This window comes from Streptomyces sp. NPDC002911, assembly GCF_053591835.1.
The window spans coordinates 471,328-497,082 of the sequence record NZ_JBSFUO010000003.1; the positions used below are offsets into that span (position 1 = coordinate 471,328).

The 25,755-nt window shown below is 70.1% G+C and carries 20 protein-coding genes and 1 pseudogene; 16 read left to right on the plus strand and 5 right to left on the minus strand.

Annotation, left to right across the window (positions count from 1 at the left end; genetic code table 11):
- Positions 1 to 185 precede the first annotated feature (185 nt).
- A complete protein-coding gene (locus ACWD04_RS07425; RefSeq protein ID WP_451129091.1) occupies positions 186 to 1,853 on the plus strand; it encodes a serine/threonine-protein kinase in 1,668 nt (555 codons plus the stop codon).
- 275 nt (positions 1,854 to 2,128) lie between these two features.
- On the opposite strand, the gene ACWD04_RS07430 is transcribed toward ACWD04_RS07425, so the two are convergent.
- Entirely contained in the window at positions 2,129 to 3,793 is a 1,665-nt protein-coding gene (locus tag ACWD04_RS07430; RefSeq protein ID WP_451129093.1) for an IclR family transcriptional regulator domain-containing protein, read from the minus strand.
- Positions 3,794 to 3,921: 128 nt separating this feature from the next.
- On the opposite strand from ACWD04_RS07430, the gene ACWD04_RS07435 reads away from it, so the two are divergent.
- The 6 genes from ACWD04_RS07435 (at position 3,922) to ACWD04_RS07460 (ending at position 11,808) form a co-directional block, all read left to right on the plus strand.
- Complete coding sequence (locus ACWD04_RS07435; protein WP_451129095.1) at positions 3,922 to 4,692, plus strand: CoA transferase subunit A; 771 nt, start codon at positions 3,922 to 3,924, stop codon at positions 4,690 to 4,692.
- On the plus strand, positions 4,692 to 5,339 hold the full coding sequence (locus ACWD04_RS07440; protein ID WP_451129097.1) for a CoA transferase subunit B: 648 nt from the start codon (positions 4,692 to 4,694) through the stop codon (positions 5,337 to 5,339). Before ACWD04_RS07435 ends, ACWD04_RS07440 begins: the two co-directional genes overlap by 1 nt.
- Positions 5,340 to 5,836: 497 nt before the next feature.
- Positions 5,837 to 7,660: a SpoIIE family protein phosphatase gene (locus ACWD04_RS07445; protein WP_451129099.1), complete on the plus strand. Its 1,824-nt coding sequence runs from the start codon at positions 5,837 to 5,839 to the stop codon at positions 7,658 to 7,660.
- Between the two features lie 399 nt (positions 7,661 to 8,059).
- A complete protein-coding gene (gene dctA / locus ACWD04_RS07450) occupies positions 8,060 to 9,508 on the plus strand; it encodes a C4-dicarboxylate transporter DctA (protein WP_451129101.1) in 1,449 nt (482 codons plus the stop codon).
- Between the two features lie 117 nt (positions 9,509 to 9,625).
- On the plus strand, positions 9,626 to 10,540 hold the full coding sequence (locus ACWD04_RS07455; protein ID WP_451129103.1) for a LysR family transcriptional regulator: 915 nt from the start codon (positions 9,626 to 9,628) through the stop codon (positions 10,538 to 10,540).
- A 185-nt stretch (positions 10,541 to 10,725) separates the two neighbouring features.
- Positions 10,726 to 11,808 carry a tartrate dehydrogenase gene (locus tag ACWD04_RS07460; RefSeq protein WP_451129105.1) on the plus strand — a complete coding sequence of 361 codons (1,083 nt, stop codon included), beginning with the start codon at positions 10,726 to 10,728 and terminating at the stop codon, positions 11,806 to 11,808.
- 340 nt (positions 11,809 to 12,148) lie between these two features.
- Here ACWD04_RS07460 and ACWD04_RS07465 read toward each other — a convergent pair whose 3' ends face one another.
- Positions 12,149 to 12,226 carry a 50S ribosomal protein bL37 gene (locus ACWD04_RS07465; RefSeq protein ID WP_371604899.1) on the minus strand — a complete coding sequence of 26 codons (78 nt, stop codon included), beginning with the start codon at positions 12,224 to 12,226 and terminating at the stop codon, positions 12,149 to 12,151.
- A 382-nt stretch (positions 12,227 to 12,608) separates the two neighbouring features.
- Between ACWD04_RS07465 and malX the strand changes: the two genes are divergently transcribed.
- Positions 12,609 to 14,210, plus strand: coding sequence for a maltose/glucose-specific PTS transporter subunit IIBC (gene malX / locus ACWD04_RS07470; RefSeq protein ID WP_451129107.1), 1,602 nt, complete (start codon positions 12,609 to 12,611; stop codon positions 14,208 to 14,210).
- A gap of 2 nt (positions 14,211 to 14,212) precedes the next feature.
- Positions 14,213 to 15,394: a MalY/PatB family protein gene (locus tag ACWD04_RS07475; protein ID WP_451129109.1), complete on the plus strand. Its 1,182-nt coding sequence runs from the start codon at positions 14,213 to 14,215 to the stop codon at positions 15,392 to 15,394.
- A 620-nt stretch (positions 15,395 to 16,014) separates the two neighbouring features.
- On the opposite strand, the gene ACWD04_RS07480 is transcribed toward ACWD04_RS07475, so the two are convergent.
- Positions 16,015 to 16,209 carry a hypothetical protein gene (locus tag ACWD04_RS07480; protein ID WP_451129111.1) on the minus strand — a complete coding sequence of 65 codons (195 nt, stop codon included), beginning with the start codon at positions 16,207 to 16,209 and terminating at the stop codon, positions 16,015 to 16,017.
- Between the two features lie 171 nt (positions 16,210 to 16,380).
- Between ACWD04_RS07480 and ACWD04_RS07485 the strand changes: the two genes are divergently transcribed.
- On the plus strand, positions 16,381 to 16,845 hold the full coding sequence (locus ACWD04_RS07485; RefSeq protein WP_451129113.1) for an ATP-binding protein: 465 nt from the start codon (positions 16,381 to 16,383) through the stop codon (positions 16,843 to 16,845).
- A 28-nt stretch (positions 16,846 to 16,873) separates the two neighbouring features.
- Here ACWD04_RS07485 and ACWD04_RS07490 read toward each other — a convergent pair whose 3' ends face one another.
- Positions 16,874 to 17,413 (minus strand): transglycosylase SLT domain-containing protein, encoded by a 540-nt coding sequence (locus ACWD04_RS07490; RefSeq protein ID WP_451129244.1) that lies wholly within the window; start codon positions 17,411 to 17,413, stop codon positions 16,874 to 16,876.
- A 612-nt stretch (positions 17,414 to 18,025) separates the two neighbouring features.
- Between ACWD04_RS07490 and ACWD04_RS07495 the strand changes: the two genes are divergently transcribed.
- The 3 genes and pseudogenes from ACWD04_RS07495 to ACWD04_RS07505 all read left to right on the plus strand — a co-directional run bounded on the left by ACWD04_RS07495 (position 18,026) and on the right by ACWD04_RS07505 (position 20,948).
- On the plus strand, positions 18,026 to 20,401 hold the full coding sequence (locus tag ACWD04_RS07495) for a beta-galactosidase (RefSeq protein ID WP_451129115.1): 2,376 nt from the start codon (positions 18,026 to 18,028) through the stop codon (positions 20,399 to 20,401).
- A gap of 44 nt (positions 20,402 to 20,445) precedes the next feature.
- Positions 20,446 to 20,562 (plus strand): annotated as a pseudogene (locus ACWD04_RS07500) (hypothetical protein); the annotation flags it as partial.
- Positions 20,563 to 20,669: 107 nt separating this feature from the next.
- A complete protein-coding gene (locus tag ACWD04_RS07505; RefSeq protein WP_451129252.1) occupies positions 20,670 to 20,948 on the plus strand; it encodes a hypothetical protein in 279 nt (92 codons plus the stop codon).
- Between the two features lie 30 nt (positions 20,949 to 20,978).
- Here the strand turns inward: ACWD04_RS07505 and ACWD04_RS07510 are convergent, their stop codons facing one another.
- Positions 20,979 to 21,677: a FadR/GntR family transcriptional regulator gene (locus tag ACWD04_RS07510; protein ID WP_451129117.1), complete on the minus strand. Its 699-nt coding sequence runs from the start codon at positions 21,675 to 21,677 to the stop codon at positions 20,979 to 20,981.
- Between the two features lie 223 nt (positions 21,678 to 21,900).
- Between ACWD04_RS07510 and ACWD04_RS07515 the strand changes: the two genes are divergently transcribed.
- The 3 genes from ACWD04_RS07515 (at position 21,901) to ACWD04_RS07525 (ending at position 25,754) form a co-directional block, all read left to right on the plus strand.
- Entirely contained in the window at positions 21,901 to 23,238 is a 1,338-nt protein-coding gene (locus ACWD04_RS07515) for an MFS transporter (RefSeq protein WP_451129119.1), read from the plus strand.
- A 60-nt stretch (positions 23,239 to 23,298) separates the two neighbouring features.
- Complete coding sequence (locus ACWD04_RS07520) at positions 23,299 to 24,381, plus strand: zinc-dependent alcohol dehydrogenase family protein (protein ID WP_451129121.1); 1,083 nt, start codon at positions 23,299 to 23,301, stop codon at positions 24,379 to 24,381.
- Between the two features lie 92 nt (positions 24,382 to 24,473).
- Positions 24,474 to 25,754: a DUF4380 domain-containing protein gene (locus ACWD04_RS07525; RefSeq protein WP_451129123.1), complete on the plus strand. Its 1,281-nt coding sequence runs from the start codon at positions 24,474 to 24,476 to the stop codon at positions 25,752 to 25,754.
- Position 25,755 lies beyond the last annotated feature (1 nt).

Genomic DNA, 25,755 nt, shown 5'->3' on the forward strand with positions numbered 1-25,755 from the left:
CTCGCCACCTTCGCATCCTCTGTTTTCCCGCTGCCCTCCGCACCCGGAGCGGGCCCGGCGGTGCGGGGCTCCCGCCGACGTTCGCCTACCCGCAGCAGTGCCCGCCAGGCCCGGAACCCGCACACGGGCGAGGACGCCTCATGTCCCGGGACGCACGGTCCGGCGGCGGCCGATGTGGCACAGTCATGCCGGTGGACGAACTGCGGCCCCAGGACCCCACGCGCATAGGCGCGTACCAGCTACTCGCGCGGCTCGGTGCAGGCGGAATGGGGCAGGTGTATCTCGCCAGGTCCCCCGGTGGACGACTGGTCGCCGTGAAGGTGATCAGGGACGAGATCAGTGATCACCCGGAGGTGCTGGCCCGCTTCCGCCGTGAGGCCGCCACTGTGGAGACCGTACGCAGCGCGTACACGGCCCAGCTGATCGAGGCGTCACTCGGCTCCCCGCCCTACTGGCTGGCCACCGAGTACGTGGCGGGACCCACCCTGAGCGGGGCGGTGCGGGCAGCCGGGCCGTTCCCGGCCGGCACCGCGCTGAAGCTGTTCGCCGCTCTTGCCGAGGGCCTGGCGGCGGTCCATGTGCACGGGGTCACCCACCGGGATCTGAAACCGCAGAACGTGATCCTCTCTCCGCAGGGACCGCAGCTGATCGACTTCGGGATCGCCCGGGTTCTCGGGCAGACGGTCCTCACACAGGACGGGATGGGACCGGGGACCCCCGGGTTCGCGGCGCCCGAGGTGGTGTTGCGCAACGAGGTCGGCCCGGCGGCGGACGTGTTCGCACTGGGGGCGACACTCGCCTTCACCGCGACCGGCAGACCGCCCTTCGGCTCCGGAGACGCGGCGGCGGTGAGCTACCGTGCCGTGCACGAGGACATCGACGTGGCCGGTGTGAGCTCTGAACTGGCCGCCCTGATCCGGGACTGCGTCTCCAAAAATCCGGCGGACCGGCCGGACCCCTCGGCCGTGATCGCCGGGTGCGCGGTGGACTCGGCCTTGGCGACGGATGCCCACTACTGTTCGCTGACCCGTGGCGACGACGGCGCCGTACGGGGAGGCACGGCGACCGCCCTCCTGCCGACCGACGCGGTCGTGCCCGCCGCTCCACCCGGGCCCACCCCGTACGACGACGCGGACCGCCGGACGAGCCCGTCCCGCACCGGCCGCCGCGGGGCCCTGGGCCTCGCGGCGGTCGCGGCCGTGCTGGCCGCCTCGGCGACGGCCTGGCTGCTCTCGGGCCAGCCGGACGGCCGTGCGAACGGGGCGGCCGCCACACCCGGGGAGAACGGGTCCCGGCAGCCCGCCTCCACCACACCGGCCGCCGGGCCGCCGGACCACATCGTGAACGACCGGGAGTCGCAGGATCGCTGGACGCTGTCCGACGACCCCGCGCAGGCGGCTCAGGGCATGGGCTCCTGCGACCTGTCCGGACCCGCCATGTCCTCGCTGCCGATGAATCTCCGGTCGTCCGTCTCGCACACCACCGGCTCGGACACCGCCTCGGTGCAGATGCGGCCGGAGGACACCGGCAAGGGGAAGCGGCCTGTGCCGTACTACATATCCGTCGGCGTTCGCCCTCCGCACGGGACCGACCCCGGCACGGGGCGTCCCACCCGGTCCCTCGGCAAGGGCGTCGGTTTCACCAGCAAGCCGGTCGACGTCTTCTCGAAGTGGTCCTCGGGCGGCACGATCACCCTGAAGTATCCGGAGGACTTCCGAGCCCGCTTCGCCGACCGGACCGTCGACGCCATTCCGGTGGGCGACGACCGGGGCGACTGGACCGTCGTGCTCTACCACGTCGAGGGCGGCCCCTCGCAGTTCACCTCCGTCGTGTGCAACGGCTTCCACGCCTGAGGAGACGGAACCGGCTCCTGTTCACGGTCCGCCACCCGCCCCGTCCGCCCCTTCCTCGACGTCGCCGAGAACCCGGCCGGCGGCCCGGCCGACGAGGCCGGGAGCTGCACCCCGGTCAAGTCCACCGCGGGGGCCGGGCTGTCGCTGGGCCGGCTCGGATTCTTCCACTCCGGCTACGAGACGGCCGGCTACCGGGTCGCCGGCGGATGGGTGGTCACCAGGAGCACGACCTGATCCTGCTGCTGCGGTGTGAGCCGGACCGGCGCCGGCCCGGCTCACACCGCCGCCACACGGGTGAAGCGGGCCGCTGTGTGCAGTTCGGACTCGATGCTCCCGGCCGTGAGGCGGAGCTGCGGCAGCACCTGCTCCAGGCACGCTCCGATCGTCCGGCTGCTGCTGTGCATGGCGACGTTGATGGACGCGACCGCGGTGCCCTCCCGGTCCCGTACGGGTACGGCGATCGAGCGCAGGCCCGCTTCCAGCTCCTCGTCGACCAGGGCGTACCCCTCGGTCCCCACGCGCTCCAGCACGGCTTCGAGTTCGGCACGGCGGGTAAGTGTGTGGGGGGCCAAGGGCCGCAGTTCCGCGTGGTCGAGGAGGGGTCCGAGTTCGGCGGCGGTCAGGTCGGCCAGCAGGACGCGGCCCAGCGAGGTGGCGTAGGCGGGGAAGCGTGTGCCGACCGTGATGTTGACGTTCATGATGCGGTGGGTGGCCGCACGCGCCACGTACTGCACCGAGTCGTCCACGAGCACGGCGAGGGACGTCGAGTCGTGGATCCGCCCCGCCAGTGCGGCGAGGTGCGGTTCGGCGATCCGCGGCAGGGTGATGCGGGAGAGCGGCGGATATCCGAGTGCCAGGACACGCGGGGTCAGCCGGTGGTCACGCCCGTCGACCGTCACATAGCCGAGGTGTTCGAGGGTGATCAGCGCGCGGCGCGCGGAGGCGCGGGACAGGCCTGTCGCACGGGCGACGGCGCTGAGCGTCAGGGCCGCGCCGGTGTCACCGAAGGCGGTGACGACGGTCAGGCCCCTGGCGAGGGACTCGACGAACTCCCGGCCCAGCTCCTGCTTCGAGGCCGCCGTCCATGAGGCGAGGGGCCCCGGGGCGGGTGCGGGGCCGCCGGGGGGCGCGTCACGCAGCCGGTACTCCATGGCCGCGGCGGCGCCGCGCAGCCGGGCCAGCAGGCTGTCGCGGAGCCCCTGCGCGCTGTGCCGGCTTGTGTGGCTCACCACGCTGAGTACGCACGCGATACCTCCGGCGGGTTCCCGTACCGGTACGGCGAGGGCGAGGAGGCCGGGTTCGATCAGCTGGTCGTCCAGCGCCCAGCCGTCGGCCCGAGCCGCGTCCACCCGTTCCTCGAAGGTGTCGTCCTCCGGGCGCGGACGCGGCGGCAGGGACGGGCAGCCGGCTCCCGCCGGGTCGGAGCCCTGCCTCTTCCGCCAGGCCTGCCACTCCGCAGGCCCCCAGAGGGTGGCGAAGAGAGCGCCCGGGGCGGTGCGTTCGGCGGGGAGCAGGTCGCCGATGCGGAAGCTCAGGGACATCGCGCGGCGCCGGGTGGCCTGGTGCACGAAGCGGATGTCCCCGCTGTCGGGCACCGCGAGGGACACGGACTCGTCGAGTTCGTCCGCGAGGGCGTCCACCAGGTCGCCGAGGAGCCCGGGGAGGCGGATCGAGGACAGATAGGCGTTGCCCAGCTCCATCAGGCGCGGCGCGAGGGTGACGGTCCGGCCGTCGAGGCGGACGTATCCCGTGCGGGCGAGGGTGAGCGTGACCCGGTCGACCGTGGAGCGGGCAAGTCCGGTGGCGCGTTCCAGGTCGCTGAGGCTGAGGGAGCCGTCCGCGTCGGTCAGCCGGCGCAGCACGGCGATCCCGCGCATGAGCGGTGCGACGGCCTCCTCGGGCGTCTCCGCGCCGGGTCCGGCGGTGCTGGTCGATGGCATCTGTCTCTCCAGTCGGACATGTCCAGCAGGTGTCAGGGCCATTGACAGGGCTCTGATCCGGGCGGCAGACTCTTCGCATCACAGTGAAGAAAACTTCACCATGCGAACACTAGCGGATGGGCGGTTCCATGGACAAGGTGGTCGCCTCAGCGGTGTCGGCCGTCGCCGACATGCCGGACGGTGCCTCGGTGGCAGTGGGAGGCTTCGGCCTCAGTGGTGTGCCGAACGTGCTGATCGACGCCCTGTACGCGAGCGGCGTCAGCGGACTCGATGTCGTATCCAACAACTGCGGAGCCATGGATTCCGGTCTCGCGGTGCTGCTCTCCGCCGGCCGGATCAGCCGGGTGACCGGCTCGTACATCGGCGGTAACAAGGAGTTCGCCCGGCAGTACCTCGCGGGTGAGCTGGAGCTCGAACTGATCCCGCAGGGCACCCTGGCCGAGCGGCTTCGGGCGGGCGGAGCCGGGATACCCGCGTTCTACACGCCCGCCGGAGTGGGCACGCAGGTAGCCGACGGCGGTCTGCCCTGGCGCTACGACGGTGAGGGCGGCGTGGCCGCGGCCTCTCCGGCCAAGGAAGTACGCGACTTCGGCGGCACCGAGTACGTCCTCGAGCACAGCATCCGCACCGACTTCGCCCTCGTCAGGGCGGCGAAGGGTGACCGGCACGGCAACCTGGTCTTCAACAAGTCCGCACGCAACTTCAATCCGCTCGCCGCCATGGCCGGCCGCATCACCGTCGCGGAGGTCGAGGAGCTGGTCGAGCCGGGCGCGATCGACCCGGACCATGTGCACCTGCCAGGCATCTTCGTGCAGCGGGTGGTCGCACTGACCCCCGGGCAGGCCGTGGACAAGAAGGTCGAGAAGCGGACGATCACGGAAGGGGAGGCACGGAACTAGTGGCCTGGAACCGGAACGAGATGGCCGCCAGGGCGGCCGCGGAGCTGCGTGACGGCGAGTACGTCAACCTCGGTATCGGACTGCCGACGCTGATTCCGAACCACCTGCCGGAGGGCGTGCACGTCGTCCTGGAGTCCGAGAACGGCATCCTGGGCACCGGCGCCTTCCCGTACGACGAGGACGTCGACCCCGATCTGATCAACGCGGGCAAGGAGACGGTGACCGTCCGGCCGGGCGCCTCGTTCTTCGACTCGGCGCTCTCCTTCGGCATGATCCGCGGCGGTCATATCGACGCCGCCGTGCTCGGGGCGATGGAGGTCTCGGCCCGGGGCGACCTCGCCAACTGGGCGGTGCCGGGGAAGATGGTGACCGGCATCGGCGGAGCCATGGACCTCGTGCACGGGGCCCGCCGCGTCATCGTGACCATGACGCACACCGCCAAGGACGGCAGCCCGAAGATCGTCGAGGAGTGCACCCTGCCCCTGACCGGCAAGGCGTGCGTCCACCGCATCATCACGGATCTCGCCGTGCTCGACGTGACCGACGACGGCCTGGTACTGGTGGAGACCGCCCCCGGGGTGAGTGCCGCCGAGGTCGTGGAGAGGACGGCCGCTCCGGTCCGCACGGCGGAAAGGGTCGCCTCATGAGCTTCCGCCCCCGCGATGTGTACATCGTCGACGCCACCCGGCCCCCCGATCGGCAGGTAGAACAGAGGGCTCGCGCAGATACGGCCTGACGACCTCGCTGTGCGTGGGACTCCTGGCGTCTGATCTCGGCGAAGGGAACCTCCCGGTCCAGTGCTGCCGCAATGGCCTCGACCTGCTGCCGGCTCACACGTCCCCTGACCCGACCGGCCGGGCCCCGCGTCCGACCGCGGCGGGCTCTCTCCGAGCGGCGGAACGGGCGTGCCGGATGAATGATGAGCAGATGCTGTGGTGCGCGCATCCGCCCGGCCTCTGCGCCGCGCGGACCGGACCCGGTTCCGACCACGAAGCGGAAGGCCTGAGCGCATGAACTCCCAGACCGCGACGCCCGCGGCGGACCAGGAGCCGCCCGTGCGGCTCCGGCCGCCGGGCGGCACGGAAGGCGTGATGCCTGCGAGCACGGGCGAAGAGGCCTGCCCGAGGACGAGTAGGGCCGCTCGATGAGGTCCGCGGAGGGGCTGCTGGGGATCAGTTTCATGCGCGCGGTGTTCGACAGTCTGGGGGCGGGGGTGTTCCTCACCGACACCATCGGCCGGGTCGCCGCGTGCAATCCACGCGCGGTACAGCTTCTCGGCCGTCCCCAGGAGCAGATGCTCGGTCACGACATACATGATCTGCTGCACCGCCGACGGGACGGCGCCACAGTCCCTCGGAGTGAGTGCGATCTGCTGACCGTGCTGGAGGACGGAAGACCGGCCGAGGGAAGCGATGAGTTTCTCCTTCGTGGTGACGGCACCCTGGTGCCGGTCATCTGGGCGGCCACCCCGTTGCGGCACGCGGGGCACAGGGAAGGCGCTGTGATCGTCTTCCACGATTTCAGCCTGCACCATGACGCCGCCGAACAGACCGCGGCCCACCTCGCCGCTCTGGAGGGACTCACCGCACGGCTGACGATGGTGGCGGAGGTCTCGACGGTCCTGATCTCCACCCCGGAGACGCCGGAGATGCTGAACAGGCTGGCCGGACTGCTCGTACCCGACATGGGTGACTGGGCGGTGATCGACGTCCGTACGAAGGGGCAGCCCGGCGAGATGCAGCGCGTCGCTGTCCGCGCCCCCGGTGCGGACCGGGCTGCGGAAGCGCTCACGGGGCCGTTGCCGCCCGTGCCCGAGTCAGCCCGCTCACCGGTCACGCAGGCGCTGCGAAGCGCCGAGCCCGTCGTTCTGGACGCGGCCGCCCTCGCGGCGCCGCCGGACAGCCCGCTCGCGTCGGCCCACCGGGAGCTGTTCGACCGGCTGGGAGGCACCTGCGCCGTCGTGGTACCCCTGCACACCCGGCGGCAGGTCTACGGCACACTGACCGTGGCACGCGTCGCGCCGGACGCCTCCTACACCGAGGCCGAGGTTTTCGTACTTTCCGACATCGCGCGCCGCGCCGGCCTCGTCATGGAAGCCGCAGAGCTCTTCGAGCAGCAGCGTCACGTCGCCGAGACGATGCAGCGCCAGCTGCTCACTCCCCTTCCGCAGGTCGACCACCTGGAACTGGCGGCCCGCTACCTCCCCGCCGAAAGTGCCGCGGAGATCGGCGGGGACTGGTACGACTCCTTCCTCCTCGACGACGGCGTCCTGACGATGGTCATCGGGGATGTCGTCGGCCACGACCTCAAGGCCGCCGCCCATATGGCCGAGGTCCGCAACATGCTGCGCGCCCTGGCCTGGGACCGGAGAGAGCCCCCCAGCCTGATCATTGCCCGTCTGGACGAGGCCATGACCCATACGAGTGATGCCCCCATGGCCACCTGCGTCTTCGCGCGTATCGAGGGCGAGGAGGGCGGGCCCTGGCAACTCCACTGGGTCAACGCCGGCCACCCCCCGCCGTTACTGATCACCGCCGACGGGCACACGCGGTTCCTTGAAGGCGGTCACGGCCCGCTCCTCGGTCTCAGCTCGGCCCTGCACATGGGGCTGGGATGGCCCGACGCCTACGCGGATCTCCCGCCCCGGTCGACTCTTGTGCTCTACACCGACGGGCTCGTCGAGAGCCGCACCCGTGACATCGAAGTCGGCCTCGCCACGCTTCGTCGGCATGCCGCGGCCCTGGCCCGCCGCGACATCGAGGATTTTCTCGACGCACTTCTGAGCCGCATCGACCCCAGCGGCGACGACGTCGCCCTGCTGGTCCTGCGCACCCCGCCGGCGGGCGTCGGTGCCGGTGACGACGAGGCACCGCCGCAGCATGCCCACAGCCCGGCCGCCCCCGGCCGCGGAGCCCCCGGCTCCCGCGTCGAGGACACGCCGGTCAGGGACACCTCCGAACCGGCCTGACGCACACGACGCCCCCTCTTGCCAACAGAGGTCGAGGACACCTCCGATCCGGCGGGGCGTGGCCTCCTCTTCCCTTGACCGGGTGCGGCCTCCACGCCTGCCGCGACGGCCCGTCGGAGCATCTCCCTCCGCGCGTCCGCCGCAGGGCTGTCCCGGACCGAGGGCACTCCACTGCGGCGCCTTCCATAGGTGTGGCCTATGCGGGGCATCGATTTTTGGTCGTAGACCCTCCCCGTGCGACCGGCTTCACTGTCCTGCTAGTGAGCGGGACGCCGAACGGGCCTCGGTGACCCGCAGGTATCAGCCGGGCCGGCACCCGCGAGCGCACCGCACAGTACGGCACTGTCGTCGTGCCCTCGTGTGCAGGCGGGCCTCTTCGACACCCGCATGGAGGTTGCAATGACGCACACCCAGCACGGAGCCGCAACGAACACCGTGGGGGGTCAGGCCAAGCCCTGGTACAGGCAGTTGTACATACAGGTGCTGGTCGCGATCGTCATCGGCGTCCTGCTGGGGTGGCAGTCGCCTGATCTGGCCACCTCGATGGAGCCGATCGGCACCACCTTCATCGCGGCGATGAAGATGCTGATCGGGCCGATCGTCTTTCTGACCATCATCAGCGGCGTCGCCGGAGTCGCTGACCTGAAGAAGGTCGGCCTCACCGGCCTGAAGGCACTGACCTACTTCCAGGTCGGCACCATCGCTGCTCTGGTCACCGGCCTCATCGCGATCAATGTCTTCCGCCTGGGAGACGGGGTCCACGCGGATCCGTCCCAGCTGACCACCTCCGGGGACGCCGGCCAGTACGTCAAGGAGGGTGAGCACCAGCAGTGGTGGGAATTTCTCACCGATCTGGTCCCCCACAGCTTCTTCGGGGCCTTCGTCGAGGGCGACATCCTCCAGGTCATCTTCCTCGCGGTGATCTTCGGTGTCGCCGTCAAGTCGGTCGGCAAGGCAGGGGAACCCCTGGTCGCCGGCGTCAACCGCTTGACCGAGGTGGTTTTCAAGGTACTGGCCTTCGTGATGAAGGCGGCACCCCTGGGAGCGTTCGGTGCGATGGCCTACGCCATCGGGAAGTTCGGCCTGTCCACACTGACCAGCCTGGGCTCATTGATCCTCCTCTTCTACGTCACATCGATCCTCTTCGTCGTCGTGGTGCTCGGGTCGGTCCTGGCCGCGTACGTGAAGCTGAACATCTTCCAGCTCTTCCGCTACTTCAAGGACGAGTTCTTCCTGGTCCTCGGCACATCCACGGCCGAACCCGCCCTGCCTGGCCTCATGCGCAAACTGCAGTTCATGGGAGTCGAGCGGTCCACGGTGGGGCTGGTGGTGCCGACCGGTTACAGCTTCAACCTCGACGGCGCCGCCATCTACCTCTCCCTCGCCAGCCTCTACATCGCTCAAGCCACCGACACCGTACTCTCGCTAGGACAGCAGCTCGGCCTGCTCGCCGTCATGCTGCTGACGTCCAAGGGGGCGGCCGGCGTCGCCGGCGGCGGCTTCATCGCCCTGACCGCGACCCTGTCCACGGTCGGGCATGTTCCCGCTGCGGGCATCATGCTCATCTTCGGGATCGACAAGTTCATGTCCGAGTGCCGCGCCCTGGTCAACTTCTACGGCAACGCCGTCGCGACGCTCTTCATCGCCAAGTGGGAGAACGATCTCGATCTGACGCGCGCTCGAAAGGTGCTGGCGGGCGAGATCGTGGAGACGCTGCCGTCAGCGCATCCGGCCGCCACCTCCGTGCTGCCTGAACCCGCAGCCGCTTCGGAGACCGACCGCCCGGGGCCCGATCCGGACACCGGCCCCCCTGTCGCTCCGCAAGCCGCCCCGTCGTCGCACCCCTGACCGAGCCCCCGGGTACGGATGCCCGGGCTCGCGGCGTCCGTACCCGGCGGCCGCTGGAGCCGCAACCCGACCGATAGGCTGCGGCTACCGTTTTGTCCGTACGGGTCGGGAGGGGCCATGGACGCCCGGCAGCTCGAATATTTCCTCGCGATCGTGGAACACGGGGGCTTCAGCAAGGCGGCCGCGGTACTTCATGTCGCGCAGCCCTCGTTGTCGCAGGCGATGGCAAATCTGGAGTCCGATCTCGGCGTCCCCCTCTTCCACCGGCTGGGCCGCGGCGTGGTGCTCAGCGAAGCCGGGGCGGAACTCCTGGAGCCCAGCAGACGGGTCCTGCGTGATCTGAACGCCGTGCGCGAGAAAGCGGCGTGTCTGTCCGGCCTGCACGGCGGGTCCGTCGAAGTCGCCGTCATGCCCTCGCCGGGTATCGAGCCCCTGACCACCCTGATCCAGCGTTTCCACAAGCTGCACCCCACTCTGACGGTCAGCACCCAGGCTGCGTTCACGCCTGCCGAGGTGATCGGCCTCGTCCGCAGTGGCGCCTGCGAACTCGGACTGCTCGGGGCGGCCAGTCCGGTCAGCGCCCCGGGCATTGATGTCCTGGCCGTCGAGGCCCAGCCCTTCGTCGCCGTCTCCGCAGCCGGAGGGGACATCCAGGACGGGGTACCCCTTCGCCCGGAAGACCTCGCGGGACACAAGCTCATCGCTTCACGTCGTGGCAGTCTCATGCGCACCATCGTCGACGCCATCACCGCCGCTGACACGGACACCGACATCGTCGCCGTGGTCGACCACCGCACGTCCATTCTCCCGCTCGTGATGGCCGGCCTGGGCATCGCCGTGCTCCCGGCGGCCTGGGCAAGACTGGCCCGGCGGTGCGGAGCCGCCGTCGCACCCATCGAGCCCACCGCACACCTGCACGTCGCCATGATCAGCCTGCCCGCGCATCTGACTCCCGCCGCCCGCTCGTTCCTGGATCTCACCGGCTCCCTGGCCAGGCAGCGAGCCGCCGGGAACCGCGACGACTTCTCCTGAACAGTCATCAAGTGACCCGTCCAGCCCGGTTCGGCCTTCGGGGGGCCGTTGCCTGCCGCCGCACCGATCGGCAGACCCTATGGGTCGTATCGAAAGCAGGTCTTGGACGACCTGCGGGGTCCCTGTGTTGACTCGTGGATGTTCCACCAAGCACCCACTGCGCCCGTTCATCGCCGGAGGCCCTTGTGACCACATCCCAGATCTTCAGGATCGCCGCCATCCCCGCCGACGGCGTCGGCGCGGAAGTCGTCGCGGCAGGACGCACTGTCCTGGACGCGGTCGCTCAGGACTCCGACGGCGCGTTCTCCTTCGTCTGGGAGGAGTTCCCCTGGGGCTGCGACTACTACACCAAGACCGGCAAGATGATCGACGACGACGGCCTCGACCGCCTCAAGGAGTTCGATGCCATCTACTTCGGTGCTGTCGGCTGGCCCACCGTTCCCGACCACATCAGCCTCTGGGGACTGCGTCTGAAGATCTGCCAGAACTTCGACCAGTGGGCCAATGTCCGCCCTGTCCACTTCCTGCCGGGCGTCCGGAGTCCTCTGCGTAAGGCGGACGACACCGACCTGGACTGGGTCGTCGTGCGCGAGAACAGCGAAGGCGAATACGCGGGCCTGGGCGGACGCAACCTCGCCGGCCGTGGCCCGGGCGGCGAAGTGGCCATCCAGTCCGCCCTGTTCACCGAAGTCGGATGTGAGCGCATCATGCGCTTCGCCTTCGACCTCGCCCGCACCCGCGACCGGCGCAAGGTCTCCAGTGTCACCAAGAGCAACGCGCAGCAGTACGGCATGGTTCTGTGGGACGACGTCTTCGAGCGCGTCGCCGCGGACTACCCGGACGTGGAGACGGAGTCCGTCCTCGTCGACGCCATGTCGGCGAAGTTCGTCCTGCACCCCGAAGACCTCTCGGTCGTGGTCGCCTCCAACCTCAACGCCGATATCCTGTCCGACCTCGGCAGCGCACTGGCCGGCAGTCTCGGCCTGGCCGCCAGCGCCAACCTCAACCCCGAGCGCCGTTTCCCCAGCATGTTCGAGCCCGTGCACGGCTCTGCGCCCGACATCGCCGGTCAGGGCCTGGCCAATCCGATCGGCGCTGTCGGCAGCGCGGCCCTGATGCTGGAGCACTTCGGCCTGCCGGAACAGGCCGCCCGGCTGCACAAGGCGATCGAGGCCACGACCGCGGCCGGGATCCTCACCCGCGACGTGGGCGGAACCTCGTCCACCGAGGACGTCACCGAGGCACTCATCGACGCCCTGCACATCTGACCCGACCCGATCTGTCCTGGGCCGTTCCGTAGTCGCGCCAGCGGCCCGGCACCGCCGTACGCCTCGTTGCCTACGGCGAATCTCAGGGGCGGCCGTGCCGTGGGCAGGGCCGCCCCTGGTCTTGTCCGGGGCGGCCATTCTCCTCGGACGGCAGTGGGACCGACGCTCCGGTGGAGCAAGCCACGCATTCGGGGGACGCGCATTGCGCCAGACGGATCCCACCGCAATCGGCTGCTCACCCGATCGGCAGGCGGCGCCGGCACAAGCGAGCCGGCGCGGTCAGGCCGCCAGGAACACGTCCAGGGGGCGGCACGCCCCCCCCCGGTTTGCCGGAGCGCCCTCAGGTCTGGGGACGACTGCCGTGGTTCGCGCCGTTCTTGCGCCGGGCTTTCTTCTTGCGACGTCGTTTCGAGGACATCGAACCTCCTTATTCGGTAGCTTTTCTCTCTTTGCGCACTATCCATCAGATTGTCGGCTTCGGCGACCACAGAGCCCCTTACCCGCCGACGCGGCGGCAAACACCCGACGCGGACGCACGCGCACGTCACGGCACGCGACAACTGGTTCACTCCGCGCACCCGCTCCCGGTGCCCGCCACAGACTGATGCTCCGGCTCCCATAGACAGCCGCCGACCTGCTGTGATGTGATCCGTGCGGCGGAACGGCACCGTCTGGCGTTGCGCACCTGACGATCCCCAGGTGCGGTCGCGCGAGGCTCGAACCGCTCGATCACCCGTGGGTCCCAGCATCGCCACGGCGAGCGCCCGGGTCCGTCCCCCAGGCTCGAAAGTTCCGTACACATGCAGAAGACCAAGGCCGCACTCTGGGAATTCCTCCAGGGACTCGGCAAGACGTTCATGCTCCCGGTGGCCCTGCTCGCCTTCTGCGGCATCATGCTGGGCATCGGCTCCTCGCTCTCCAGCGAGGCCGTCACCGACAACCTGCCCTTCCTGAAGGCCGAGGGCTTCCACCTCGTCTTCACCTGGATGGCCAACACAGGTCTGGTCGCCTTCACCTTCCTGCCCGTCCTCTTCGCGATGGCGATTCCGCTCGGTCTCGCCCGCGAGGACAAGGGTGTGGCCGCGTTCTCGGGTTTCGTCGGCTTCGCCGCCATGAATCTCGCGGTGAACTTCTACCTCACCGCCACGGGCGTCGACTTCGAGGACGAGAAAGCGATCGCGCACTACGGCATAGCCGACGTGCTCGGCGTGCAGTCCATCGATACGGGGCTCCTCGGAGCCGTGGCCGTTGGCATCGTTGTCAGCCTCCTCCACCAGCGCTTTCGTACGCAGCGGATGCCCGATGCACTGGCCTTCTTCGGCGGGCTGCGCTTCGTACCGATCATCTCCGCCCTCCTCCTGAGCGTGCTCGGCCTGCTCATCCCCGTGGTGTGGCCGGCCTTCAACGGATGGATCACCGCCGTGGGCCGCGGCATCGGGCACACCGGTGTCTTCGGGCCCTTCTTCTTCGGTATGGGTGAGGTACTGCTGCGGCCGATCGGGCTGCACCACATCCTCGTGGCCATGTTCCGGTTCACCGACGTCGGCGGTTCGGGGGCGGTGTGCGGGGACAACGTCTCCGGGGCCCTGAACATGTTCTACGCACACCTGGACTGCGCGGGCGCGCCGAACGCCGCCGTCACCGACGCGACGCACTTCCTCTCGCAGGGCAAGATGGCGTCCTACCTGGGCGGTCTTCCTGGTGCGGCACTCGCGATGTACCACTGCGCGAACAAGAAGATGCGCCCGGAGATCAAGGCCCTGCTGGTGTCCGGTGTGGTGGCCTGCGTGGTCGGCGGCATCACGGAACCGCTGGAGTTCCTGTTCCTGTTCGTCGCACCGTGGCTGTACGCCATCCACGCGGTCCTGGTCGGGCTCGGCTTCCTCACGGCCGCCGTGCTCGGTGTCTTCATCGGGAACACCGACGGCAATGTCATCGACTGGCTGGTCTTCGGCGTCCTCCAGGGCTCGTCGACCAAGTGGTACCTGGTGCCGGTGATCGCGGCTGTGTGGTTCGCCGTGTACTACTGCCTGTTCCGCTGGGCGATCACCCGCTTCGACCTCAGGACTCCCGGCCGCGACAAGGAACAGGAGGATGAAGACGGTGAGCCCGTCACGTCGCACGGAGCCGAGGAGCCCGCGCGTGAGCTGGTGGCCGGGAAGTACGACGCCGTCGCCATCCTCGAGGCGATCGGGGGCGCCGACAACATCCGGTCGCTGGACAACTGCATCACCCGTCTGCGTATGACGGTGCAGGACGCCGGACAGGTGGACGAGGCACGGCTGAAGAAGCTCGGCGCCGTGGGCGTGATCAAACTCGACGACCACAACGTGCAGGTCGTCATCGGGCCGCAGGTCCAGTCGGTGAAGGACGCCATCGCCGCCATGATCCCGGTGGGCTGACCATGTCGCCCTCATCCCCCGCCTACGGTTTCGACACCCCGGTGGACCGGCACGGCACCTGGTGCACGCAGTGGGACTACGTCGAAGACCGCTTCGGCGTGCCGGATCTGCTGCCGTTCACGATTTCCGACATGGACTTCGAGACCGCCCCGGAAATCATGAGCGCGCTGCGCGACCGGCTGGACCACGGTGTGCTCGGCTACTCGCGGTGGCGACAGGATGACTTCCTCTCGGCGATCGTCCACTGGTACGCGACGCGGCACGCGACGGCCGTCGATCCCGAGTCGATCGTCTACGCACCCTCCGTGCTCTACCAGGTGTCACAGCTGCTGCGGCTCTGGTCGGGCCCCGGTGACGGTGTGGTCACCCACACTCCTATGTACGACGCGTTCCCCAAGACCGTGGCGGCCCACGGGCGGCAGCTCCGGGAGTGCCCGCTCGACGACTGGGTGGAGCTGGAGCGACTCCTGGCGCTGCCCGACACGGCCGTGCTGCTGCTGTGCTCGCCGCACAATCCGACGGGCAGGGTCTGGTCCGAGGGAGAGCTGGACCGGATGGCACGTCTGTGCGCACGGCACGGTGTGGCCGTCATCAGCGACGAGATCCACTCCGACCTGGCGCACACCCCGCACATGCACCGCCCCTGGTCGGGGCTCGGCGGCGAGGGCCGGTGGGCGGTGGTCACCTCGGCGTCCAAGTCGTTCAACATCCCCGCTCTGACCGGTAGTTACGGAATCATCGGCGATCCTGCGTCACGTGACGCCTACCTGCGGCAGCTCAAGGAGGCGGACGGCCTGTCCTCCCCTGCCGTGTTGTCGCTGGTCGGCCACATCGCCGCGTACAGGGAGGGGGCGCCCTGGCTGGACGCCTTGCGCGCGTATCTCGCGGGGAATCTCGCGATGGTCGCCGACCGCCTCCGTGGTGAGTTCCCGCAGCTCGGCTGGGAGCCCCCACAGGCGGGGTACCTCGCCTGGATCGATCTGCGGCCGCTCGGGGTGGACGACGACGCGCTGCAGCGCGAGCTCGTCGAGGTGGAGAAGGTGGCCGTCATGCCGGGAGCGGCTTACGGCTCCCCGGGGCGGGTGCGGCTCAATGTCGGGTGCCCCCGGTCCAAGGCCGAGACGGGTGTCGAGGCGCTGGTACGCGCACTGCGCCGGCTCACACAGGCGGGGGGCCGGGCCTGAGGGCGCGGCGGCGGGGCGGCGCGGACCTCATCGCACACCGCGGGCGCGTCGTGGGACGGGATCACCGTTACCTGCGCCGTCCGGTGCGCCGCGCATCGCTCGCGGTGTGCCGGATGGGCGACCGTGATCGACTCACAGGGCACGCGGGCGCGGCAGGCCCCTGCGGTCGGGCCGTTACCGCGTCAACAGGCTCCGGCCGGTAAGCCGCAGGCCCATCGTGTCAGCGGCTGCCCACGCCCCCGCGCCCGGAGTTCCCGCACGTGGCGCGGACGCCGGCGGCAGGCCCGGTCGGGCGCGACATGCGGCTCCCGCCCGGACTGAGTTCACCTATCCGTGATGCTGCCGCTCAACTCCGGGAATGGAGTTATGCATTGCTCCGGAACCATAGGTTGCCCGATCGGCGCGCGCCTGAATTCGCCGTTCCTCTTCGAGAAGGAGACCGTCATGGTTTTCCGTGCCACCGCGTCCCCGACGCAGGGGGACAACGACGAGGGAAGCCACCAGGAGACCCAACACCCCGAAAAATACTGCGATTGCGAACATTTCGACCCCCACCCATCACAGGGGCTCAATGCCCCCGCCATTGATTATGGGGGGGGTTACGGTACGGGGTGGCAAGGTTACCCATACAGCACCCCGTGCGCTGAAAAAGCGCAACCCCCGTCCTGATCGCCGACATCAGCGCGGCGCAGGAACCGGAAATCCAGGGCGGCGAAGGCGATCATCACGACCGGACCCACCGCACGGGACAGCAGTGGGCTGCTGACGTACGGCATGCGGCGCACGTCGTGGCCGGTGGCGAAGCGGCGGTGCACGTGCGGTGTGCCTGCTGGTCGGCGAGCGCCCCGAACCCCGGCTTCGGCGCGGTCGTCAGGACCGTGGCCAGGGCCGGGCGAAACCGCCCTGCCTGAGATGTGTCATGGCGGGTAGGCGGGGTGGCATGTGAGCTGTGTGGTGCAGCTGGTCTGACGGGGGATGTGTGTGTCATGGAACGGCTGGCGGCGAAACGCGGAACCGGACAAGGCAGGCGGCGGACCGCCACGGGCGTAGTGACGTGTAGCGCCGCGTATGACATGGCTTCGGGAGTGATCGCCCATGCCCGGGGCTTCGTCCGGGAGTTCCTGTCCGAGGCGCAGTCTCTGCGTGGTCTGCACGTGTCCGCGCGGGCACTGGAGGCCGCGCAGTTGGTGGTGAGTGAGCTGGCCACCAACGTCTGCAAGTACGCACCGGGCCCGTGCCTGCTGGATCTCGAGGTGGACGGCAGCACGCTGGACATCACGATGTGGGACTCCGGCTCCGCACTGCCCACCACCCCGCAGGCCGACCCCGCGCGTGCGGGGCAGCACGGCCTGGAGATCGTTCGCGCGGTCTGCCGGAGTCTCGAAGTACGCCGCGCCCCGGTGGGTAAGCGCGTCCACGTGCAGATCTCTCTGCTCGAAGGCGCAGCGTGACGCTCCGGCCGGCCGGTCACGGCTCGTCTCAGTAAGCTGAGTCGACGTTGTCGATGGAGCCGTACTTGTCCGCGGCGTAGTTGGCGGCAGCAGTGATGTTCGCGACCGGGTCGGTCAGGTCCTGCGGGGTGCCGGCGACGTGGTAGGCGTCGAAGGTCGGCTGGATCACCTGCAGCAGGCCCTTCGAGGGCGTCCCGTTCTGCGCGTTGACGTCCCAGCCGTTGGTCGCCTCGGGGTCGCCGCCCGACTCGCGCATGATGTTGCGGTGCAGGCCCTCATAAGAGCCCGGGATCCCCTTGGCCTCCATGACCTTGAGGGACTCCCGGATCCAGCTGTCCAGGTCGTCCTGCTCCGTGACGGCCACGCCGGCCTTGTCGGCGAGGGCGTCCGCCTGCGCGGAGACTCCCGCTGCCGAGACTCCGGCCGCCGTGGCCACGCCGGGCGTGGCCGGCTCGGAGGCGTGTGCGGGGGACGGTACGAGAGTCAGGGCCGCTGCCGCGGCTCCAGCTGCGCACAGTCCGGAGACGGAGAACGTGCGGATCCGGGCGGTACGGGCGGCGGGCGTCAGGGACTGAGATGGCGTACGGATAAAACACTCTCCTTGCGGTGCTGTGAGGGACAGCCACACGGGGCGGGGGCGGCGAAGCGGAAGTGCGCAGTGCGGCGCTCGACCGGTCCGGGGCTTCGGCTCCCGTGGACTCGGTCCATGGTTAGCGGCACGCCGGAATGCCGGCAAGGACCGGCATTACTACGTGACTACGTAGTACGGGTGCGAGGTGCCGACCCGTGCGCTCAAGCGCGCCGAGCCTGGATGCGGCGTCCTACTACGCCGCTTCGTATGTGATCTGGAACCTATGGGCCGTCTCACAGCCGGGGGCCGGTGCGACCGGTCGGTCCACCGCCCTCGATTCGCTCTCCGGGACAGCCACCGCCGGCGTGTCCGTGCCGGAACACGTGGACGATCGCTCCGAACTCGGCCGGGAGGCTGAGCAGGACCGCCCTCACCGGAACGAGGAGACTGCTGGTGCGACCGAAGTACGCGGATTCCGGGCACTGTTACGCATGACGGCCGACCGAATCGAAGCGCTAGTCATTAATTATGAATACATCTTGACAGGGTGCTGGTCCGCGCTGACGATGAACCCACTTCACCCAGCCGCGCACGCAGGAGCCGCCTGTCATGTTGTCGTTGCATGCCCGAAAGCCGTCCGCACCGCTCTCCGGGCACCTGCCGATGGGAAGCCCCCAAGGGACTCCGCGGGCCGTGTCGGTGGACAGCCGCCAGGTGCTCCGCGCCGGCAAGGCGTGGATCCCTGTCATGGGCGAGTTCCACTTCAGCCGCTACCCGGCTGCCGAATGGCGCGAGGAGCTGCTGAAGATGCGCGCGGGCGGCATCGACCTCGTGGCGACGTATCTCTTCTGGAACCAGCACGAGGACCGGCGCGGCACGCTGCGCTTCGACGGGAACCTCGACGTACGCCGCTTCGTCGAGCTGTGCGCGGACCTCGGCCTGGCCGTGGCGGTGCGCATCGGCCCCTGGTCGCACGGCGAGTGCCGCAACGGCGGCTTCCCCGACTGGCTGGAGGACGTCGACTGCGCGCCGCGCACCGATGACCCGGCCTACCTCGCGCTCGTCGAGCCGTACTACGCCCGGATCTCCCACGAGCTGCGCGGCCTCGGGCACGACGAGGGCGGCCCGATCGTCGCCGTCCAGGTCGAGAACGAGCTGTACGACCAGCCCGATCACCTCTCGACGCTGCGGAGCATGGCGGAGGACGCCGGTATCCGGGCCCCGCTGTGGACCGCGACCGGCTGGGGCGCGGCGCAGCTCCCCGAGGACGTTGTGCTGCCGCTCTACGGCGGCTACCCGGAGGCGTTCTGGGAGGACGCGCACGAGGGCTGGACTCGGGACATGCGCCGTCACTACTTCTTCACGCCCATCCGCGACGACCACGCCATCGGCGCCGACCTCAGGAACTCCGCACCCACCGGCACCGGCCCGGACGACCGCCGATACCCGTACGCCACCTGCGAACTGGGCGGCGGAATGGCCATCGCCTACCACCGCCGCCCCATGGTGCCCGCCGAAGACATCACGTCACTGGCTCTCGCCAAACTCGGCAGCGGCTCCGTCTGGCAGGGCTACTACCTGTACCACGGCTGCTCCCAGCGTCTGGACCACACGGTCCCCAACCAGGAGTCCCACGCGACGGGTTACCCCAACGACCTGCCGAGGGTCTCTTACGACTTCCAGGCTCCCCTCGGCGAGTACGGGCAGGTGCGGCCGTCCTTCCACGCGCTGCGGCTCCAGCACCTCTTCCTGCAGGACTCCGGCGCCGACCTGGCGGCAATGCCGCTGGTACTGCCCGACGCCGAACCGGAGGGGCTCGACGACCTGACCACCCTGCGCTGGGCCGTCCGGTCGGACGGTGAGCGAGGCTTCCTGTTCGTCAACAACCATCAGCCGCACGAGTCGTTGCCGCAGCACGACCAGGTCCGCTTCGAGGTCGGGCTGGACGACGGACGCACCGTCACCCTCCCCTCGCTGCCGGTGGCAGTGCCCTCCGGGGCGCACTTCGTCTGGCCGATCGGCTACGACCTGGGCAGGGGAGTCCGGCTGGACTGGGCAACCGCCCAGCCCGTCACCCGCTTCGACATCGACGGCGTCCCCCTCACCGTGCTCGCCGCCACCGCCGGAATCACCGTGAGCCTCGCCCTGCCCGCCGGGCTGCGGGTCGAAGGCCCGGCCGAGGTGACGGCGGGTGGGGATGCCACTCTGGTGTCCGTGCCGGAGCCCGGCACGGACACCGTGCTGACGGTCCACGGCCCGGCCGGCCCCGTGCGCGTACTCGTGCTCGACGAGGAGCAGGCCCTGACCGTGAACCGTGTCCGGATCTGGGGCGAGGACCGTCTCCTCCTGAGCGACGAACTGGTCCTGGCCGACGGACCCGAACTGCGCCTGCACACAGCCTCTTCCTCAGCCTCCTTCGCCTTGCTGCCCGCACCCGCCGCCCTCTCGGCGCCCGGCCTCGGCGCCCCTCAGCCCGACGGCGCCTTCACCCGGTGGACGCTCGGCCTCCCACAGGAGACGTACGCACCCGTGGTGACATGCGTGCGGGCCGACGCCGAAGCCCCGCCCGCGCGGGCCGGTGGCTCGCACAGCCGCGCCTCCGCTCCGGGGGATGAGGACTTCGACTCCGCTTCCGTGTATTGGATCTCCGTGCCTCGGGACGTCTTCGAGGGCGAGGGCGAGGTGCTGCTGCGCCTTTCCTTCACGGGCGATGCCGCTCGCGCGTACATCGGCGGCCGGCTCGTCGCCGACCAGTTCTGGTACGGCCCCGAATGGGAGATCGGCCTGCGGCGGTTCGCCGGCGAGGCCGTCGAGCACGGCGTCGAGATCCGTCTGCTTCCCCGGCCCCGCGCCAGCAAGGTGTGCGTCGACGCCTCGGTCCGCGCCGGACTCGACGCCGCCCAGGGGACGGCTGCCCTGCACGCGGCCCGTTTGGTACCCGTCCACAAGGCCGCCGTACGTTCCGCCGGCACCGTCAGGAGCTGACCGCCCCACTCCCCCGCACATCACCACGGAAGGCGCGTTCCACCATGCCCACCACGCTGCCCGCTCATCTCCCCGCCGCCCTCACCATCTCCCTGTGGGACTTCAGCTGGTACACCCGCACCGGCCCCGGCGACCCCTTCGCCGACCTCGACCGCGCCTTCACCGAAGCGGTCGAGCGCGGATACGACACCGTCCGCATCTGTGCCCTGCCGCTGCTGCTGTTCGGCACCGGTCTCGACGCCACCGCTACGCCGTCCACCGCTACGGGATGGAAGCGAAGCTCAGCATCTGGATCGCGGCCGCCGCCGAATGGGCCGCCGAGACGGGTGTGCCGTTCGTCTTCGGCGAAGGCTGGATCGGATACACACCCCGGCACGGCACCTTCGAGGAGGGCCCGGTCGGCGCCGCGTTCTGCCGCCGCGCCGTCACCGAAGCGGCCCGGGCCGGAGCACGCGGATCCGTCGTGTGCTCCGACGCCGCCCCGCAGCACCCCATGTGGCAGGACATCCGCCTCCAGCAGGAAAGCGACGCCGTGCCGAGCGTCTGAACCAGTTCCGGGGCGCGCCGCCCGCCGCCCTCAGACTCCGGTCACGGTCTCCGCGTCAGCGGTCGCCTTGCTGAGGAGCTCCATCATCGCGGTGTGCGCACCTTCCTCGTCGCGGTCCCGGACGGCGTCCAGCACCGCGCGGTGACTGGGCACGGGATCGTCGTCCTGCCGGTGTGTGTGCACGAGCCGGTCGCGCTCCCGTAGCCCGGGCTCCAGCAGCAGGTCGAACCGGGCCAGCAGGTCGTTCCCGGTCGCCAGGAAGAGCGCGCGGTGGAAGGCAGTGTCGGCGGCGGCCGCCACGTCGGCGTCGCCCTGCGCCGTGCTCATGGCCGCCAGCGCCTCCTCGAGAGCGCCGAGATCCCGCTCGCTCCTGCGCCCGGCGGCGTGCCGTGCCACGGCCGGCTCGATGATGGCACGCACTTCGGCGAGGTCACCGAGCAGCTTCGCGCCGTTGCCGCTCGCCACCCGCCAGCGGATCACGTCGGCGTCGAGGAAGTTCCACTCCCGGTCCGGCTGGACGAAGGTGCCGCGCTTCTGACGCGAGTCGATGAGTCCTTTGCCGGCGAGGACCTTCAGCGACTCCCGCATCACGGTGAGGCTGATGTCCATCTCCTCGGCGACGGACCGTACCTCGATGGTGTCCCCTTGCGCGATCCGGCCCGAGACGATCCGGTACCCCAGATCCTCCACGACCTGACCGTGTATGCCCCTGCCGACGTAGGCCGCCATGGCCTGCCTCCTCGTCCTGGTGAAGCCGTGCGGGCGGGCGCACGGCGTGTTGCAGGGACCCACCATGCCTGGTCGGAACGGTCCCGGGCGCCCGGCTCCCGGGACCCGGAGAGCTCTGTGAGCAGCGACACCATTGAAGCATCAGAATAATTCATATTTAATAACTGCGCTTGCCGCTTCGACCACGTCCCCCGGCCCCCACCGGGCCCAGGAAGGAACTTCGATGAGCACAGCCCCCGGTGCGCCGACGGTGTCGCGCAGCGCGCTGCCATGGGTGGAGCGCATGGGTATCCCCCGACCCCTCATGTGGGGTTATGTCGCCGTCCTGATCTTCATGATCGGCGACGGGGTCGAGTCGAACTACCTCGAACCGTATCTGCGGGACAGCGGCTTCAGCTCCTCCGGCGCCGGCCTCGTCATCAGCGTCTACGGCGCCTTCGTCGCGATCGGCTCATGGCTCTCCGGCGCGCTCTCCAACCTGTGGGGGCCGCGCCGTGTGATGCGGATAGGCGCGGTGCTCTGGATCGTCTTCGAGGTCCTCTTCCTCACGGTGGCGCTCCCCAGCCAGAACCAGACGCTCGTGTACGTCTTCTACGGGCTGCGGGGCATCGCCTACCCGCTCTTCGCCTACGCCTTCCTGCTCTGGATCCAGCTCACCGCACGCAAGGAGCTGCGCGGGTCCGCCGCCGGCTGGTTCTGGTTCGCCTACAGCGCCGGCCTGCCCACCATCGGCTCCGCCATCGCTGCCGTCAGCATCCCGCTGCTCGGCGCCTACGCCACCTTCTGGCTCTCCCTCGCGCTGGTCGTGGTGGGCGCTGCGATCGGTTCGTTCGCCGTACGGGAGATCCGGGGCACTCGCCCGATGGTGGACACTTCGGCACCTGGCTTCACCGTGCGCGGTGAACTCGTGCGGGGTGTCAGCATCCTGAAGCGCCATCCGCGCATCGGTGTGGCCGCGGTGGTCCGGATGATCAACACGACGCCGTACTTCGGGTTCTTCGTGTTCCTGCCGTCGTTCTTCACCGACGACATCGGCATCAGCGAGTCGAAGTACCTGGCGCTGGTCACCTTCATGGGGGTCATCGGCATCCTCGCCGACCCGTTCTTCGGCAAGCTCAGCGACCGGCTCGGCTGGCGCGACACCATCGCCTGGGCGGGCGGAGTCGGCTGCGCGCTCGGTGTGGCACTCGTCTACTGGGTCCCCCAACTCGCCCCGGGCAACTACACGGTGGCACTACTGGCCACGGTCGTCTACGGCATCATGCTCGCGGGTTACATCCCGCTGTCCGCCCTGCTGCCCTCCCTGGTGCCCGAGGAGGACAAGGGCAACGCGATGGGCATCTACAGCCTCGCCGCCGGCCTCTCCACCTTCATCGGGCCACTGACGTACTCCGTCGTCGATCCGCTCCTGGGCCACACCGGCGTCGTCATCGTCTACATCGGCATGTACCTGGTCGGCGCCCTGCTCACCTGGCGCTATCTGGACGTGCCCGAGGACCCTGGTTCCCGGCGCACCCGCGGCTCCGCACCCACCGCGCAAAAGGACCTTCTGTCGCCCTGACCCGCCCCCCGGTCCGCCGGGAGCCACCCCGCACGCAGTACGGAAGCAACGAGGAACATCATGAGCACACACACCGGCACCGCCACCGCTGAAGGCCCCACGATGGTCGGCGCCTTCCTTCCCGGCGACGGCACCGTCGACCTGCGCGAGACCCCGCGTCCCCGCGCCGGGCACGGCCAGGTCGTCCTGCGCACGCGGGCCTCGGGGGTCTGCGGGAGCGACATCCACTACATCTACAACGGGCACATCGGCGAGGGCGGTGCCGCGTACGACAACGTGGTGGCCGGCCACGAGCCCGCGGGCGAGGTCGTCGAGGTGGGCCCCGGCTGCAAGCGGCTCGCACCCGGTGACCGGGTGGCGGTCTACCACATCTCCGGCTGCGGCCAGTGCGACGAGTGTGCCCGCGGGTACTTCATCGGCTGCACCTCCGAGTCCCGTGCCGCCTACGGGTGGCAGCGCGACGGCGGCCACGCCCCCTATGTGCTCGCCGAGGAGAACACCTGCGTCCCGCTGCCCGAGCCGCTGACATACGTCGACGGCGCGTTCATCGCCTGTGGCATCGGCACGGTCTACGAGGCGCTCTCCAGGATCGCGGTGAGCGGCGCGGACCGCCTGCTGGTCACCGGGCTCGGTCCCGTCGGCGCGGCCGCCGCCCTGGTCGCCCGGGCCTTCGGCGTGACGACCGTATACGGCGCCGAGGTGGTCCCGGAGCGCATGGAGTGGGCCCGTAGCCTCGGCCTGTTCGACGAGGTGCTCGACTCGTCGGACGAGCCTCTCCAGCGGATCCGCGAGCTGACGGGCGGCACCGGTGTCGAGGCGGCTGTCGACTGCTCCGGCCACCCCGGGGCGCGCTCGCTCGCCCTCAAGGCCCTGCGGGTGCGCGGCCGGCTGGCCCTCGTAGGAGAGGGCGGGCAGATGACACTGGACGTCTCGGACGACGTCCTCCACAAGCAGGTGCAGATCTCCGGCTCCTGGGTCACCTCCGTCCAGGGCATGACCCGGCTGGCCGAGATGCTGGCCCGGCGCGAGCTGCACCCCGAGCGGCTGGTCAGTGACCGCTTCCCGCTGTCGCAGGCGGGGCGCGCCTACGAGGCCGCGGCCGGCCGCGCGGCGGGCAAGGTCTGCCTCGTCTTCGAGGACTGATCCGGCCGGCCCGTCACGGTCCTTCCCCCGCACGAACCGGACGGCAGTGGCCCCCCGTTGCCGTCCGGCCCCGTCTCCCCAGGAGAACGTCTGTGAGCAGCACATCCGCACCCGCACGTCGCACGGCCGGAGGCCCGGTGCGCGCCGTCCGTCGGACCCGCACCGGGCACGAGGTCGTGGAGGTGGACAACGGCCTGATCCGTCTGCTGATCGCGCCCACCCTGGGCGGTCGCATCCTGTCGGCTGTCCGCGACGGGAAGGAGTTCCTGCACCGCAACCCGGCCCTCCTCGACCAGGAGCTGAACGCGCGCGATCCGCGGACCGTCGGCCCGCACGACGGGCCGATGTCCGCCTGGCACAACTGGGGAGGCGACAAGACCTGGCCGGCTCCGCAGGGCTGGTCGGGACCGGCGGAATGGGCGGGTCCCCCGGACCCCGTCCTCGACTCGGGGCCGTACGCCTGCGCAGTGGACCTGGCGGACGACGGCTCTCGCGCCGTCATCACCCTCACCAGTGCCGACGACCCGCGCACCGGCCTCCGCCTCACCCGGCGGATCGCTCTCGAAGCGGGCCGGAGCGACTTCGGGCTGTGGCTGGCGGCCCTCAACACAGGCGCACAGAGCGTCCGCTGGGCGCTCTGGAACGTCACGCAGTTGCCGGGGCACCCGTCCCGGCAGCCGGGCGACGGTGTGTGGCTGGGGTCGGCCGGCTCGGGCGCCCCGGAATCGGTCGACCTGGTCGCGGGCACCGGGCGCCCGCACGTCGAGCGCGTGGGGGGCGTCCTGCACCTCCCGGCGCAGGACGTGGTCGGCAAGGTCGGATTCCCGGACGCGGCCGGGTGGATCGCCCATGTGGGCCCGTCCGGGACCTGGACCTGCAGCTTCCCCGTCGACCCCAGCGCCCCTTACACGGACGGAGGTTCGCGGGCCGAGGTCTGGATGGAGCACCCGCTGGAGAAGCCCCTGGAGCACCTCGGCGGGTTGCGGCCGAGCCACCGGGTCGTGGAGTGCGAGGTGCTCGGCCCCTACCGGGAGCTGGCTCCCGGTGATTCGACCGAGCTGGACTGCACCGTTTCGCTCGGTCCGCGCCTCGGTGCAGTGGCCTCGGTGGGCCGGGACGCCTGGTGGAGCGAGCCGCTCTCGTACACGAGGGGATCGGTGACCGGAACATGTGTGCCGATGGGTGCGGGCCCGGTCGACATACTGCTGCGGGACACGGAAGGCCGGGTACGCGAGTCGCGCGGTCTCGGACCCTGCGCCGCGGGCGCACCCCTGGTCCTGGACCGCGCGCTGCCCACGGACCCGGACGCCGTCGTTCTGGAAGTGCGCTGCGGGCAGGACGTACTGGGATCGGTCGCACGCGCGGGAGACTGAC

Coding starts and splice junctions, on each gene's coding strand:
- ACWD04_RS07475 (WP_451129109.1), top strand. CDS start 14,213: ATGTCGCCCTCATCCCCCGCCTACGGTTTCGACACCCCGGTGGACCGG.
- ACWD04_RS07435 (WP_451129095.1), top strand. CDS start 3,922: ATGGACAAGGTGGTCGCCTCAGCGGTGTCGGCCGTCGCCGACATGCCG.
- malX (WP_451129107.1), top strand. CDS start 12,609: ATGCAGAAGACCAAGGCCGCACTCTGGGAATTCCTCCAGGGACTCGGC.
- ACWD04_RS07515 (WP_451129119.1), top strand. CDS start 21,901: ATGAGCACAGCCCCCGGTGCGCCGACGGTGTCGCGCAGCGCGCTGCCA.
- ACWD04_RS07425 (WP_451129091.1), top strand. CDS start 186: ATGCCGGTGGACGAACTGCGGCCCCAGGACCCCACGCGCATAGGCGCG.
- dctA (WP_451129101.1), top strand. CDS start 8,060: ATGACGCACACCCAGCACGGAGCCGCAACGAACACCGTGGGGGGTCAG.
- ACWD04_RS07455 (WP_451129103.1), top strand. CDS start 9,626: ATGGACGCCCGGCAGCTCGAATATTTCCTCGCGATCGTGGAACACGGG.
- ACWD04_RS07430 (WP_451129093.1), bottom strand. CDS start 3,793: ATGCCATCGACCAGCACCGCCGGACCCGGCGCGGAGACGCCCGAGGAG.
- ACWD04_RS07510 (WP_451129117.1), bottom strand. CDS start 21,677: ATGGCGGCCTACGTCGGCAGGGGCATACACGGTCAGGTCGTGGAGGAT.
- ACWD04_RS07445 (WP_451129099.1), top strand. CDS start 5,837: ATGAGGTCCGCGGAGGGGCTGCTGGGGATCAGTTTCATGCGCGCGGTG.
- ACWD04_RS07505 (WP_451129252.1), top strand. CDS start 20,670: ATGGAAGCGAAGCTCAGCATCTGGATCGCGGCCGCCGCCGAATGGGCC.
- ACWD04_RS07485 (WP_451129113.1), top strand. CDS start 16,381: ATGGAACGGCTGGCGGCGAAACGCGGAACCGGACAAGGCAGGCGGCGG.
- ACWD04_RS07465 (WP_371604899.1), bottom strand. CDS start 12,226: ATGTCCTCGAAACGACGTCGCAAGAAGAAAGCCCGGCGCAAGAACGGC.
- ACWD04_RS07495 (WP_451129115.1), top strand. CDS start 18,026: ATGTTGTCGTTGCATGCCCGAAAGCCGTCCGCACCGCTCTCCGGGCAC.
- ACWD04_RS07520 (WP_451129121.1), top strand. CDS start 23,299: ATGAGCACACACACCGGCACCGCCACCGCTGAAGGCCCCACGATGGTC.